11 protein-coding genes are annotated in these 12,988 nt (G+C 65.0%); 5 read left to right on the top strand and 6 right to left on the bottom strand.

The features are described 5' to 3' along the window. Nucleotides 1-88 precede the first annotated feature (88 nt). Nucleotides 89-331, bottom strand: coding sequence for a hypothetical protein (locus tag FLG15_RS08405; RefSeq protein WP_008571226.1), 243 nt, complete (start codon nt 329-331; stop codon nt 89-91). 164 nt (nt 332-495) lie between these two features. On the opposite strand from FLG15_RS08405, the gene parE reads away from it, so the two are divergent. Together parE and FLG15_RS08395 are read left to right on the top strand one after the other, a co-directional pair. Further along, nucleotides 496-2,385, top strand: coding sequence for a DNA topoisomerase IV subunit B (gene parE / locus FLG15_RS08400; RefSeq protein WP_057678241.1), 1,890 nt, complete (start codon nt 496-498; stop codon nt 2,383-2,385). Between the two features lie 444 nt (nt 2,386-2,829). Continuing rightward, nucleotides 2,830-4,329, top strand: a complete 1,500-nt coding sequence (locus FLG15_RS08395; RefSeq protein WP_057678242.1) for a S10 family peptidase — start codon at nt 2,830-2,832, stop codon at nt 4,327-4,329. Nucleotides 4,330-4,522: 193 nt separating this feature from the next. Here FLG15_RS08395 and FLG15_RS08390 read toward each other — a convergent pair whose 3' ends face one another. The 3 genes from FLG15_RS08390 to FLG15_RS08380 form a co-directional block, all read right to left on the bottom strand. Beyond that, nucleotides 4,523-5,284 (bottom strand): YdcF family protein, encoded by a 762-nt coding sequence (locus tag FLG15_RS08390; protein ID WP_039570082.1) that lies wholly within the window; start codon nt 5,282-5,284, stop codon nt 4,523-4,525. Between the two features lie 106 nt (nt 5,285-5,390). Further along, nucleotides 5,391-6,518, bottom strand: a complete 1,128-nt coding sequence (locus FLG15_RS08385; protein ID WP_057678243.1) for an inorganic phosphate transporter — start codon at nt 6,516-6,518, stop codon at nt 5,391-5,393. A gap of 9 nt (nt 6,519-6,527) precedes the next feature. Continuing rightward, the gene (locus tag FLG15_RS08380; protein WP_017155088.1) at nt 6,528-7,154 is read right to left on the bottom strand and encodes a DUF47 domain-containing protein; all 627 of its coding nucleotides are present in this window, start codon (nt 7,152-7,154) and stop codon (nt 6,528-6,530) included. Nucleotides 7,155-7,426: 272 nt separating this feature from the next. Between FLG15_RS08380 and FLG15_RS08370 the strand changes: the two genes are divergently transcribed. Together FLG15_RS08370 and FLG15_RS08365 are read left to right on the top strand one after the other, a co-directional pair. Next, on the top strand, nt 7,427-8,767 hold the full coding sequence (locus FLG15_RS08370) for a hemolysin family protein (protein WP_017155087.1): 1,341 nt from the start codon (nt 7,427-7,429) through the stop codon (nt 8,765-8,767). After that, the gene (locus FLG15_RS08365) at nt 8,751-9,419 is read left to right on the top strand and encodes an exopolysaccharide biosynthesis protein (protein WP_039569354.1); all 669 of its coding nucleotides are present in this window, start codon (nt 8,751-8,753) and stop codon (nt 9,417-9,419) included. Before FLG15_RS08370 ends, FLG15_RS08365 begins: the two co-directional genes overlap by 17 nt. Nucleotides 9,420-9,453: 34 nt before the next feature. Here the strand turns inward: FLG15_RS08365 and FLG15_RS08360 are convergent, their stop codons facing one another. Together FLG15_RS08360 and FLG15_RS08355 are read right to left on the bottom strand one after the other, a co-directional pair. After that, complete coding sequence (locus FLG15_RS08360; protein ID WP_150145830.1) at nt 9,454-9,954, bottom strand: pyridoxamine 5'-phosphate oxidase family protein; 501 nt, start codon at nt 9,952-9,954, stop codon at nt 9,454-9,456. Nucleotides 9,955-10,014: 60 nt separating this feature from the next. After that, nucleotides 10,015-11,016, bottom strand: a complete 1,002-nt coding sequence (locus tag FLG15_RS08355; RefSeq protein ID WP_057678245.1) for an LLM class flavin-dependent oxidoreductase — start codon at nt 11,014-11,016, stop codon at nt 10,015-10,017. A gap of 349 nt (nt 11,017-11,365) precedes the next feature. Here FLG15_RS08355 and FLG15_RS08350 point away from each other — a divergent pair, with 349 nt between their 5' ends. Further along, the gene (locus tag FLG15_RS08350) at nt 11,366-12,790 is read left to right on the top strand and encodes an MFS transporter (protein ID WP_057678246.1); all 1,425 of its coding nucleotides are present in this window, start codon (nt 11,366-11,368) and stop codon (nt 12,788-12,790) included. The last annotated feature ends 198 nt before the right edge of the window (nt 12,791-12,988 follow it).

Genomic DNA, 12,988 nt, shown 5'->3' with positions numbered 1-12,988 from the left:
TGCTGAGTCGCCCTCCTTGGCCGATCCAAAAAGCAAACGCCCCGGCAATGCCGGGGCGTCGGTGGCACCTGGCCGCTAGACCGCGCGATCAGCGTGCAGGCTTTTCTTCTTCCTCTTCCTCGCGCGGCGCACTGTCGGCCTTGGGCTTCTGCGCGGCAGCGGCGGCACGGCGTTCGGCCTTGCGCTCGGCTTCGGTCTTGGCCTTGGCGTCGTCGGCCTTTTGGGCAGCCGCGCCCTGTCCGGTCTGCTGCGGAGCGGCCTGGGCCATGGCGGGAAGCGCTGCGACTGCGGCCGCACCAAGGGTGAGCATCAGGATGTGCTTGAACTTCATGGCGTCCTCTTTGGCTTCGGTGACATCCTCAGGTGGGGACGTTTGATTCCGAAACCAACGCCAGGGTAGCCAATGCTGCCCGGCCCTCCACTGAACGCCGGTCGCGTGCAAAAAATCGGCTCAGCCCCCACACTTGCGCGTCGTTTCACGTGCCGACGAGATGCATGAACACCCGTTATAACGCCGCCGATATTGAAGTGCTGTCGGGCCTGGACCCGGTCAAACGCCGCCCCGGCATGTATACCGACACTGCGCGCCCGAACCATCTGGCGCAGGAAGTGATCGACAACTCGGTCGACGAGGCGCTGGCCGGCCACGCCAAGCAGGTCGAAGTCACGCTGTACAAGGACGGTAGCTGCGAAGTGTCCGACGACGGCCGCGGCATGCCGGTGGACATCCATCCGGAAGAAAAGATTCCGGGCGTGGAACTGATCCTGACCCGGCTGCATGCCGGCGGCAAGTTCAGCAATCGCAACTACACCTTCTCCGGTGGTTTGCACGGCGTGGGCGTGAGCGTGGTCAATGCGCTGTCGACCAAGGTCGAGCTGTTCATCAAGCGCGAGGGCAGCGAGCATCGCATGGAGTTCCGCGATGGCAATGCCGCGTCCAAGCTGGAAGTGGTGGGCACCGTCGGCAAGAAACACACCGGCACGCGGCTGCGGTTCTGGGCCGACCCCAAATATTTCGACACGCCCAAGTTCAATGTGCGTGCGTTGCGGCACCTGCTGCGCGCCAAGGCAGTGCTGTGCCCCGGGCTGACCGTCAAATTGCATGACGAGGCCACCGGCGAGCAGGACAGCTGGTATTTCGAAAACGGCCTGCGCGATTACCTGAAAGGCGAGATGGCCGAGCACGAACTGCTGCCGGCCGACCTATTCGTCGGTAGCTTGAAGAAAGACACCGAGATCGTCGACTGGGCTGCGGCCTGGGTGCCGGAAGGCGAGCTGGTGCAGGAAAGCTACGTCAACCTGATCCCCACGGCGCAGCATGGCACCCACGTCAACGGCCTGCGTTCGGGCCTGACCGATGCGCTGCGCGAGTTCTGCGATTTCCGCAACCTGCTGCCGCGCGGCGTCAAGCTGGCACCGGAAGATGTCTGGGACCGGGTGACCTTCGTGCTCAGCCTGAAGATGACCGATCCGCAGTTTTCCGGTCAGACCAAGGAGCGGTTGTCCTCGCGCCAAGCCGCCGGTTTCATCGAAGGCGCCGCGCACGACGCCTTCAGCCTGTATTTGAATCAGAACGTGGAGATCGGCGAGAAGATCGCGCAGATCGCCATCGACCGCGCCAGCGCACGGTTGAAGACCGAAAAGCAGATCGTCCGCAAGAAGGTCACCCAGGGCCCCGCCCTGCCCGGCAAGCTGGCCGATTGCATCAGCCAGGACCTGTCGCGTACCGAACTGTTCCTGGTCGAAGGCGATTCTGCCGGCGGCTCGGCCAAGCAGGCGCGCGACAAGGATTTCCAGGCGATCCTGCCGCTGCGCGGCAAGATCCTCAACACCTGGGAAGTCGCGTCGGGCAGCGTGCTGGCCTCCGAGGAAGTGCATAACCTGGCGATCGCGATCGGTTGCGACCCGGGCGAGGACGACATCACCGGGCTGCGCTACGGCAAGGTGGTGATCCTGGCCGACGCCGACTCCGATGGCCTGCATATCGCCACGCTGTTGACTGCGCTGTTCCTGCAGCATTTCCCCGCATTGGTCGCTGCCGGCCACGTGTTCGTGGCGATGCCGCCGTTGTTCCGTGTCGATGTGGGCAAGCAGGTGTTCTACGCGCTGGACGAAGAGGAAAAGACCACGCTGCTGGACAAGATCGCGCGCGAGAAGATGAAGGGCCAGATCAGCGTGACCCGCTTCAAGGGCCTGGGCGAAATGAATCCGCAGCAGCTGCGCGAATCCACCATCCACCCGGACACGCGCCGGCTGGTGCAGCTGACCATCGACGACGGCGAGCAAACGCGTTCGTTGATGGACATGCTGCTGGCCAAAAAGCGCGCAAGCGACCGCAAGCAGTGGCTGGAAACCAAGGGCGATCTGGCCTCGCTGGAAGTTTGAGGACACCGGAAGTTTCAGAAGCCCCAACAAGCGAAAGCCCCTCTGCCGTCGGCGAGGGGTTGGGGCGAGGATTGGCATGCGGGCGCGTGCAAGCGCGGGCGATCGGTCGCCGGCTTCGGCAAGGGGCAAGTGGGCCCCGGGACTTGCTATTTGACTCGGCAAACATCCTGTCCGATTCACCGTCGCGGAATATCGGCACCCCTTGCCGTTAACTCCCAGCAGCGCTGCCGCCTCCGCACGTCGTTGCTGCAATGTCGAGCTGTATCGAGCGCGGCAACGAGTACACGGCCTAAAGCCCCTTTCCCGCCGGGAGAGGGGTTGGGGTGAGGTGGCGGGCGAAGCCCCTTGAGGCGGCAGTCCGCGCGACATCCATGCCTTCCTGCACATTCACCGGGCTCTGCAGCAGCCTAGCATCGGCGCTTCCCTGCTCCCACCCCGATGCCCATGCCCTTCTTTCTCCGTGCCGGCCTGCTGGCCTGCGTGCTATTCAGCGGGCCAGCGCTGGCCGATGCGCCAGACAAGGCCGATAAAAGCGATGCCAAACCCGATGCCGCTGCCGCCAAACAGGCGCCCTTGCCGGCCGACGCCAGCGTGCGCCAGAGCACACGGGTGGCCGGCCATAGCCTGAGCTACACCGCCACCGTCGGCACGTTGCCGGTACGCGATGCGCAGGGCAAGACCACGGGCGAGGTGGTGTTCACCGCCTACACCGTCGACGGCAAGGACCGCCCGGTGACCTTCGCATTGAATGGTGGGCCGGGCGCCGCATCGGTGTATCTCAACATGGGCGCGATCGGGCCGAAGATCGTCGGTTTCGGCGCCGAAGGCGACAGTGCCTCGGCACCGGCCACGCTGCGCGACAACCCGGGCACGTGGCTGGACTTCACCGACCTGGTCTTCATCGACCCGGTCGGCACCGGCTTCAGCCGCGCATTGATCGGCGACGACGATGCCAAGAAGCAGTTCTACAACCCGCAGGCGGATGTGGAATACCTCTCGCGGGTGATCTACGACTGGCTGCTAAAGAACCGCCGCCTGCAGGCGCGCAAATACCTGGTCGGCGAAAGCTACGGCGGCTTCCGCGGCCCGCGCATCACCCACTATCTGCAGACGCAGCTGGGCGTGGCGATGAACGGGGTTGTACTGGTGTCGCCGTATCTCAACCCGACCCTGGACGACAACGGCGATGTGTCGCCCCTGGCATGGATGCTGACGCTGCCCTCGATCGCTGCCGCGCACCTGGAGCGCCAGGGCCAGCTCAGCGACAGCGCGATGCGCCAGGTGATCGACTATACCCGCGGCGATTACGCGGTGGCGCTGATGAAAGGACGCACCGACCCGCAGGCTACCGAGGCGATGCTGCAGCAGGTCACCCGCATGACCGGGCTGGACCCAGCGTACGTGCGGCGCTCCGGCGGACGCCTGGAAACCCAGGCCTATTTGCGCGAGGTGTTTCGTGACAAGGGCGAATTGGGCAGCCGTTACGATTCCAACGTGACCGCCTTCGATCCGTTTCCCAACGATGCCGAACAACGCGCCAACGACCCGCTGCTGGACAGCATCATTGCGCCCACCACCACCGCAATGGTGGACTTCGTGACCCGCGTGGTCGGCTGGAAGATCGATGCGCAGTATCGCGCGCTCAACTACGACGTGAACAAGCTCTGGGACTGGAACGACGAACTCCGCAAGGGCGCAGTGACCCAGCTGCGTCAGTCGGTGGCGATCGATCCGAAGCTGCGCGTGTTGATCGCGCACGGCTGGAACGACCTCTCCTGCCCGTTCATGGGTTCGGTCCTGACGGTGGACCAGATGCCGGCCATGGGCAGCGACAGCAAGCGCGTGCAGGTGCGCGAATATCCCGGCGGCCACATGTTCTACAACCGCGCCGACAGCCAGGCCGCGTTCCGCAGCGACGTCAAGGCGATGTACCAAACGCGCTGAGCGCAGCCAGCGCCGGCCGCACACGCGGCCGGCGACCAGGCCATGGGCCAGACCCACCATTTCCGAGTGCTGCGCATCTGCGTTGCCATCGTCAATCTGGAACTGGCAAGCACCGTCGCAAGTACATCAGCCAAGCAGATCCAGCAGCGCACCAGCTGTTACGAATCCCCAATCCGAAATCCCGGCTTCCCAATCACAACGCACCAGGCTCGCTAGCCTGCACATTCCATCCCAACCACTGGTAGACCTGATAGCGCGCAATGCCCAGGTATTCGTGCAGGGCCACATCGGCCAGGGTGAAGTTGTAGCTCTGCGGCAGGATCGACCACGTGGCGGTCAGCCAGTCGGCGCGCACCGGTGTAGCCTCGATGCCGAAATGGCGGAAATACAAGTCTGCGCGACGCAGGTGGGTGGCCGAGGACACAAGCGCAATGCGATCGGGCCGGTAGGCGCGCAGCAAGGGCTGGCTGAACTGCGCGTTCTGCCAGGTGTTCATGCTCGAGGGCTCCATGATCAGATCTGCCCGCGGAATGCCCAGGCCCAGCAAGACACGCTGGTAGACCACCGCTTCGGACAGGCCCAGGCCGCGTGCATCGCCGCCGCTGATCTCGATCTTGCAATCGCCCCCGCTGTGCCGGCATTGCCAGTACAGCCGTGCCGATTCGACGATGCGGCCGTAGGCGAACAGATTGGCTTCGGCCACCGCGTCGCGACCTTCCGGGCGCACGGTGCCGGCACCCAGCAACACGATGACGTTGCGCGCGCCCCACGCGTTGAAGTCGTTGACCCCGGTGCGCTGCAGGTGCTGCAACATCCAGGAGGGCAACGGACCGCACCCCACCGCGAACACCAGCAGCAAGCTGGCCAAGCCCAATCCGCGGGAAAACCGCCGCAATCCGCGGCGGTCGATCAACCAGGCAAACCCGAACAACACGCACACCAGGGCCAGCATCATCGGGAAAGGGTCTCACTCATGGCATGCGGGCAACCTACCGGAAACAGGCCGATACGGCAACGGCAGTGCAGTCTGCCGACGGTGCGTGACCGCAGCGCGGCACCGCTCAGGTCCAGCCGAACAACTCGAACAGCATCAGGATCAGATACGCCACGCCGCCAGCAGCCGGGATGGTGAGAATCCAGGCCCAGACGATGCGCTCGATCACGCCCAGCCGCAGCGAACGCGGGTTCTTGGCAAAACCCACACCCATGATGGCGGTGGAAATGCTGTGCGTGGTGGACACCGGCATGCCGAAATGTGCCGCCACGGTGAGCACCGTCGCCGAGCTGGTTTCTGCGGCAAAGCCGTGGATGGGGTGCAGCTTGACCATCTTGTGGCCGAGCGTCTTGATGATCTTCCAGCCGCCCGACGCCGTCCCTGCGGCCATCACCACCGCGCAGGTCAGCACGATCCACATCGGGATACCGGCGCCGGCGGCCAGGCCGGTGCCCGGATGCAGGAACGACAGCCAGCCCGGCAGGTCGTCCAGCGCGCCGGTCGACTGCGCGCCGATCAGGGTCATGGCGATGATGCCCATGGTCTTCTGCGCGTCGTTGTGGCCGTGCGCGTAGCCCATGTACGCGGCCGAGGCGATCTGCGCCTTGCCGAAGAACGCATTGACCCAGCGCGGCCGCGCCAGCCGCCCGATCGGGCCGCCGAGCTTGGACATGCCGGCGATGATCGCCCACAGCAACACCATCACCACGATGCCGAGCACGAAACCGGCGATCGGCGAGGTGATCATCGGCACGAACACCTTCCACAACAGGCCCTTGTTCTTGGCCCAGTTGCCGATGTTTTCCGACCAGATCAGCGCGTCCCAGTTGTTGTGCGCCGCGGCCAGGCCGGCGCCGCACAGCCCACCGATCAAGGCATGCGAGGACGAAGACGGCAGGCCCTTCCACCAGGTGATCAGGTTCCAGATGATGCCGCCCAGCAGCGCGCACAGGATCACCTGCGGGGTGACCTCGACCACGTTGGTATTGAGCAGGCCCGAGGCGATCGTCAGCGCCACGGCGGTGCCGGTCAGCGCGCCGATCAGGTTCATGCCGGCGGCCAGCATCACCGCCCAACCGGGCGAGAGCACCTTGGTGGCGACCACGGTGGCGATGGAGTTGGCGGTGTCGTGGAAGCCGTTGATGAACTCGAACACCAACGCGGCCAGGATCACCACCAGAACTAAGGTAAGCACGCGGCGACCTCAGCTGTTCTTCAGCACGATCTGGTAGACCACCACACCGGCCTCGCGGCAGCGGTCGATGGCCTTTTCCAGAATCTCGAAGAACTCCTTGAGCAGGAACATCTGCAACGTGTCCAGGCGGCCGGAATAGATGTCGCGATACAGCTCCAGCATCAGCCGGTCGGCTTCGTTCTCGAGCATGCGCAGCTTGTCGTTGAGCGCGGTCATGCGGTCGATGTTCATGTGCGGCAGGTCGGCCACCATCTCCACCACCACCGCGGCGGCCTGCTCCAGCATCGCCGCGCGCGGGGCGAAGTCGATGTGTTCCAGGTGTTTGGTCGCCAGCGAGTAGCGGTCGGCGAACTTCTCCACCTGCTTGGGAATCTTGTACAGCGCCGACCCCAGCGCCTCGATGTCTTCGCGCTCGATCGGGGTCATGAAGCTGTCCACCAGCGCCTGGCCGATCTTATCGGAGGCGGCGCGTTCGCGCAGGCGGGCCAGCTTGAAGGCGTCCAGCGCCGGTTGGCGGTCGGACTCGCGCATCATGGCGTGCAACGCCTTGGTGCTGTCGTAGGCGGCCTGCGCCGCTTCGTTCAGAAGCGCATAGAACTGCTTGCCGGAACCGAAGATGGTCTGCAACGAGAACATGGGTGGACAACTTCCTGCCGTCGAGGGAGAGACGGCGCCAGGCGCGAATTATGACCGTTCCATGACCTCTCTGGGTATCTCGCGCCGGGAGCGGCCTTCACATCGACATTTCCCGGCTCGAACCACCCTGGGGTTTGCTAACATGCCTGCGCGCCTTCGGGCGCACCCTATGGAAGACGACCCTATCCCCCCGTGTTGCCGCCCGGCCTGTGCGCCCGCCGGTAGCCCCAATGCTCTCCCGCCCTCCCCTTCACTGACCGGGGAAGACGCCCGTGGTTGAGTTTTTGATCGTCATCGCCCTGATCGTGCTGAACGGCTTCTTCGCCATGTCGGAGATGTCGTTGATGACCTCGCGCAAGAGCCGCCTGAAGCAGATGGCCGGTTCCAGCAAGCGCGCCGCGCGGGCCCTGGCACTGGCCGAAAGCCCGGAAAATTTCCTGTCCACGGTTCAGATCGGCATCACCCTAATCGGCATCCTGACCGGCGTGTTCGGCGGCGAGGCGATCGGCGAAGCCATTGCCAGCTGGCTGCAGGGGGTGTTCCCGGCCTTGGCGGGCACGTTCGAACTGGTCGGCAAGCCGCGCCCGTATTCGGTGGTGATCGGCAGCACCCTGGCGGTGGCGCTGATCACGTTCCTGACGCTGATCTTCGGCGAGCTGGTGCCCAAGCGGCTGGCGCTGCGCAATTCCGAAGACATCGCAGGCGTTGTCGCGGTGCCGATGGCCTGGCTGGCCAAGATCGCCGCGCCCGGTGTATGGGTGCTGGCGCGCTCCACCCGGCTGGTGCTGCGCATGTTGGGCATGGGCAAGGACGAGTCGGCCTCGGTCACCGAAGAAGAGATCCGCATGCTGGTGGCCGAAAGCCACGAGGCCGGCGTGATCGACGCGCACGAGCGCGACATGATGAATCGGGTGATGCGGTTGGGCGATCGCACCGCCGACAGCCTGATGACCCCGCGCAACCGCATCGCCTGGCTGGACGCCAACGCCGAGCCGGAACGCAATCTCCAGGTCATGCGCGAACACGAATTTTCGCGCTACCCGGTATACCGCGGCAGTGATCAGGACATTGCCGGCGTACTGGAAGTCAAATCGCTGGTCACGCGCATGGATGGCCACGGCGCGCACCTGTTCCAGGCGCTGCGCGACACCTTGTTCGTGTCCGAATCCACGCACGCAATGAAGCTGCTGGAAATCTTTCGCGAAGAACAGCAGTCGATGGCGCTGGTGGTGGACGAGTACGGCGAGATCCGTGGCCTGGTGACCATCAGCGACCTGATGGGCGCGGTGGTCGGCCGTCTACAGGCGGTGGAAAATACCGACGAAGACGCGCTGGTAGTCACGCGCGCGGACGGTTCGCTGTTGATCGACGGTTCGCTGCCGGTGGAAGAACTGCGCGAAGTGCTCGGTGCCGAACTGCCCGACGCCGACGAAGGCGATTACCACACGCTCGCGGGCCTGTGCATTTACTATTTCGGGCGCATTCCGCAGGCCGGCGAATTCTTCGATTGGGCCGGCTGGCGCATCGAGATCGTCGACCTGGACGGTGCGCGCGTGGACAAGTTGCTGCTGCGCCGGGTGGGCGACGAGGACAGCGATGACATCGTCGGGTGACGGCAGTGCGCCGCGCGATGATGCCAGCGAGCAGATGCGCTACCGCAACGAAGGCATCCGCAGCTTGCTGGCAGCCTTCAGCGAAGGCGATCCGGACCAGGTGTTGCGCGTTCGCGAAATCTTGGCCGACCTGCAGCAAAGCGCCTTCGGCGTGTTCCTGTTTCTTGCGATCCTGCCCTCGTTCATTCCGATCCCTGGCGTCGCCGGTGGCATCAGCGGGCCACTGACCATCCTGATCGGGTTGCAGATGATGTGCTGCCTGCGCAAGCCGTGGGTACCGCGCTTCATCGGTGAACGTGGGCCGCGCCGTCGGACCAGCCAACGCTTCGTGGCCAAACTGGGACCGACGCTGCAACGCCTGGATCGCCTGCTCAAACCGCGGTTGCACGGCATGCTGGACCGGATGCCGGCGCAGCTCCTCACCGGATTGCTACTGGTGTTGGTCGGCATCCTGCTGACGCTGCCGATTCCCTTCACCAACTATATTTTCGGCCTGATCCTGCTGCTGTTCGCGTTGGCCCTGCTCGAGCGCGACGGTGCGCTGATGCTGGTGGGTTGGGCAGCTGCGCTGATCTCGGTGGCGGTGTTCGGCGTCACCTCCGATCAGCTGGTGGACCTGGTTCGCGATTGGTGGCCGGACGCCTGGCGCTGAGCGCAGCGCGTCCGGCGCGTCGTCTTCGACGCAGTTACTTCAGATCGACCACGCGGTTGTCCGACAGGCTTCCGGTATCGTCGGTGACCGCCGTCATCACGAAATACAGCGCCTTGCCGAGCAGGCCGCTGGGGCCGTCCCAGTATTCGGCCGATTCGGCACGCACGTGGATCAAGCGCAGGTTCGGGTCGTCCTTGCCGCCCGGGAAGAACACCTTCATCGCCGGTGACCACAGCTCATCGATCCTGGTGCGGTCGTGGACCACGCGCGCGGTGCCGGCCACCGAGACATACGTGTTCTTCGAGGCCGACGCATAGGCCACGTTGACACGCGGATCGGCGGCGATTTCCGCGACTTTCGGGCTGTCGGCGGCGGTGGCGAACCACAAGTCGCCGTCGAACTCGACTTCCTGCGTGCCCAGTGGGCGGCTCACCAGTTTGCCGTCGGCCGAGACGGTGGTGAACATCGCGATGTCCACCCCGCGAATCAATTCGGCCAACTGCCTGATGCTCTCGCTGCGTTCCTGAAATTGCATGCCGGTCTTCCCAATGGATGTGCATGCATCACAGCGGATCGCCGCGCAAAGCGACGTGAATCACACCAAGGTCACGTCCAGCTCGCGGCACGCGGCAGCGGCGATTTCGAAGGAGCGCAGACGCGCGGCGTGGTCGTAGATGTTGGCGGTGAACAACAGCTCGTCGGGCGTGTGGCGCTCGATGAACTCGGCCACGCTGCGCGCAATCTGCTCGGCATCGCCAAGCACCGTGCAGGCCAGTGCACGCTCCACGCCGGCACGCTCATGCGGCTGCCAGAAGCTGCCGATATCGTCGATGGGCGGCGGTATCTTGCCCGGCTTGCCGCGCCGCAGATTGACGAAGCTTTGCTGCTGGGTGGTGAACAGACGCTGCGCCTGCGCATGCGTCTCGGCCGCCACCACATTCAGGGCCAGCATCACGTGCGGCTTGGCGAGCTGTGCGGACGGGCGGAATTCGCGCCGATAGATCGCCACCGCTTCGTCCATCGCGTCGGGCGCGAAATGCGAGGCGAACGCGAACGACAAGCCCATCGCGGCGGCCAGGCGTGCGCTGAACAGGCTCGATCCCAATAGCCACACCGGCACCTCCAGCCCGGCGCCGGGCACGGCCTGTACCAGCTGCCCCGGCACCGCCGGCGCGAAATAGCGCATCAATTCGGCCACGTCCTGTGGAAAGTGATCGGCGCTGTCGAAATAGCGACGCAATGCGCGGGCGGTGGGCTGATCGGTGCCCGGCGCGCGGCCCAGGCCCAGGTCGATACGCTGCGGATAGAGCGATGCCAGCGTGCCGAATTGTTCGGCCACCTGCAGCGGCGCGTGGTTGGGCAACATGATGCCGCCGGCACCCACGCGAATGGTCTTGGTGCCGCCGGCGACGTGACCGATCAGCACTGCGGTGGCGGCGCTGGCGATGCCCGGCATGTTGTGGTGTTCGGCCAGCCAGTAGCGCTGATAGCCCCAACGCTCGGCGTGCTGGGCCAGATCGAGCATGTTGGCGAAGGCGTGGGTGGTGTCGCTGCCTTCGCAGACCGGCGCCAGATCAAGCACGGAAATGGGGGTCATCGAATGACTCCGGGAAGAGTGATATGCCAGAGATGGGGCTGGCCCGGCGGCATTGCCAGCGGCTCGTTGGGTGCCGTGAGGGATTACAGCATTCCAGCAGTCGGACAACGCATCGGGCGTACGGCCCTGCCCGACTCGCGACTGCGGCGTTGTTGAGCTTGCTGTCGGCAGGGGCGCTGCGCTTGCGGCTGCGGTGCAGCGCGCTGCTCCTTGGTCGGCGGGGCGCACCTTGAATACCCAATGCCCTCCCGCCACAGACGAACGCATCGACTGCGCGACGAAGCGCGCCCGCTGTGGCATCCGGACGCTGGCTATGATGACGCCGCCCTGTTTGCGCCTTTGCCTGCCCATGTCTTCGAGTCCTTTAGCGTCCCCCGAACAGCCCTCGGCTTCGGCGCAGATCGCCGCCCGGATCGAGCGGCTGCCGGCCAGCGCCACGCTGTGGCGGTTGGTGGGGTTGCTGGCGCTGGGCGGGTTCTTCGAGTTGTACGACCTGTTCCAGACCGCCTACATCAGCCCCGGCCTGATTGGCGACGGCATTTTTGCCAGTGGCGCGGACGGGGCGTTCGGCATGTCCGATCAGGCCGCATTTGCGGCGGCCACCTTCCTTGGGTTGTTTGTCGGTGCCGCGCTATTGAGCCCGTTTGCCGACCGGTTCGGGCGTCGCCCGGTGTTTACCTTCGCCTTGATCTGGTACACCGCGGCGACCGTGGCGATGGGTCTGCAGAGCACTGCCAGCAGTGTGATCGTGCTGCGCTTTGTGGTCGGCATCGGGTTGGGAATCGAACTGGTCACCATCGATACGTATCTGTCCGAACTGGTACCGCGGCACATGCGCAGTGCGGCGTTTGCATTTGCATTTTTCGTGCAATTTCTGGCGGTACCGACGGTCGCGCTGACCGCGTGGATGTTGGTGCCGTCTGCGCCGCTGGGGGTGAGCGGCTGGCGCTGGGTGGTATTGCTCAGCGGCGCGTTTGCGCTGGCGATCTGGTGGCTGCGCAGCCGCTTGCCGGAATCGGCGCGCTGGCTGGCCGCACACGGCCGCCATGCGGAAGCCGATGCAGTGGTGACCAAACTGGAAGCGCGCTGCACGCGCGATGTGGGTGCGCCACTGCCCGCACCGCAGGCGGCCACACCCGCGCCGGCCGGTGTGATGCCCAGCACGCCACTGTGGCGTGCGCCGTATCGCGGGCGCATCGGCATGTTGATCGTCTTCCATGTATTTCAGGCGATCGGCTTCTTCGGTTTCGGCAACTGGTTGCCTGCGCTGATCTCGGCGCAAGGCGCCGGGGCCGGGGTGACCAAAAGCCTGGCCTACGCGTTTGCGATCTCGTTGGCCTACCCGCTGGCGCCGTTGCTGCTGCTGCGTTTTGCGCAGCGCTGGGAAAACAAATGGCAGATCACCGCATCGGCGCTGGGCGCTGTTCTGTTTGGCGGGCTGTTCGCGTTGCAGCATCAGGCCGTCGGCATGGTGCTGTGCGGGGCGATGGTCGCGTTCTGCAACGCGTGGATGAGCTTTGCCTATCACGGCTATCAGGCCGAGCTGTTCCCGACCGGCTTGCGCGCCCGTGCCGTGGGCTTTTGCTATTCCTTCAGTCGCCTGTCCACGGCGGTGAGCAGCGTGCTGATCGGCTGGTTGCTGACGCAGGTTGGCAGCCATGGGGTGCTGGCCTTCATCGCGCTCAGCATGTCGATCGTGGCAAGCGTGATTGCCGCATTCGGGCCGCGCACGCGCAATCGGACACTGGAAGACATTGCAGGTGAGTGCGGATGACGAAACGCCTGCGCAACCGCCAGGTGTGTACGCCACTGTGTTGGGTGGGAATTGGCGCACCTCGGTGCGTGCCTGGCAACGGCCGCGGTCCTGTCAGCAATAGCGGATCAGGCAGCAGCCGGCGGATCTGATCCGCCACCGCTCCATCGCCACAAGCCGCTGCGTCACCCTCTACCCCGGGGTGATCGCCCCGACTGG

It is taken from the genome of Xanthomonas phaseoli pv. dieffenbachiae (assembly GCF_008639345.1).
Classification (GTDB): domain Bacteria; phylum Pseudomonadota; class Gammaproteobacteria; order Xanthomonadales; family Xanthomonadaceae; genus Xanthomonas; species Xanthomonas phaseoli.
Note: the sequence above shows the minus strand (reverse complement) of the source record. Positions and strands in the feature narration are given on the sequence as shown.

Coding starts and splice junctions, on each gene's coding strand:
- FLG15_RS08405 (WP_008571226.1), bottom strand. CDS start 331: ATGAAGTTCAAGCACATCCTGATGCTCACCCTTGGTGCGGCCGCAGTC.
- parE (WP_057678241.1), top strand. CDS start 496: ATGAACACCCGTTATAACGCCGCCGATATTGAAGTGCTGTCGGGCCTG.
- FLG15_RS08395 (WP_057678242.1), top strand. CDS start 2,830: ATGCCCTTCTTTCTCCGTGCCGGCCTGCTGGCCTGCGTGCTATTCAGC.
- FLG15_RS08390 (WP_039570082.1), bottom strand. CDS start 5,284: ATGATGCTGGCCCTGGTGTGCGTGTTGTTCGGGTTTGCCTGGTTGATC.
- FLG15_RS08380 (WP_017155088.1), bottom strand. CDS start 7,154: ATGTTCTCGTTGCAGACCATCTTCGGTTCCGGCAAGCAGTTCTATGCG.
- FLG15_RS08365 (WP_039569354.1), top strand. CDS start 8,751: ATGACATCGTCGGGTGACGGCAGTGCGCCGCGCGATGATGCCAGCGAG.
- FLG15_RS08360 (WP_150145830.1), bottom strand. CDS start 9,954: ATGCAATTTCAGGAACGCAGCGAGAGCATCAGGCAGTTGGCCGAATTG.
- FLG15_RS08355 (WP_057678245.1), bottom strand. CDS start 11,016: ATGACCCCCATTTCCGTGCTTGATCTGGCGCCGGTCTGCGAAGGCAGC.
- FLG15_RS08350 (WP_057678246.1), top strand. CDS start 11,366: ATGTCTTCGAGTCCTTTAGCGTCCCCCGAACAGCCCTCGGCTTCGGCG.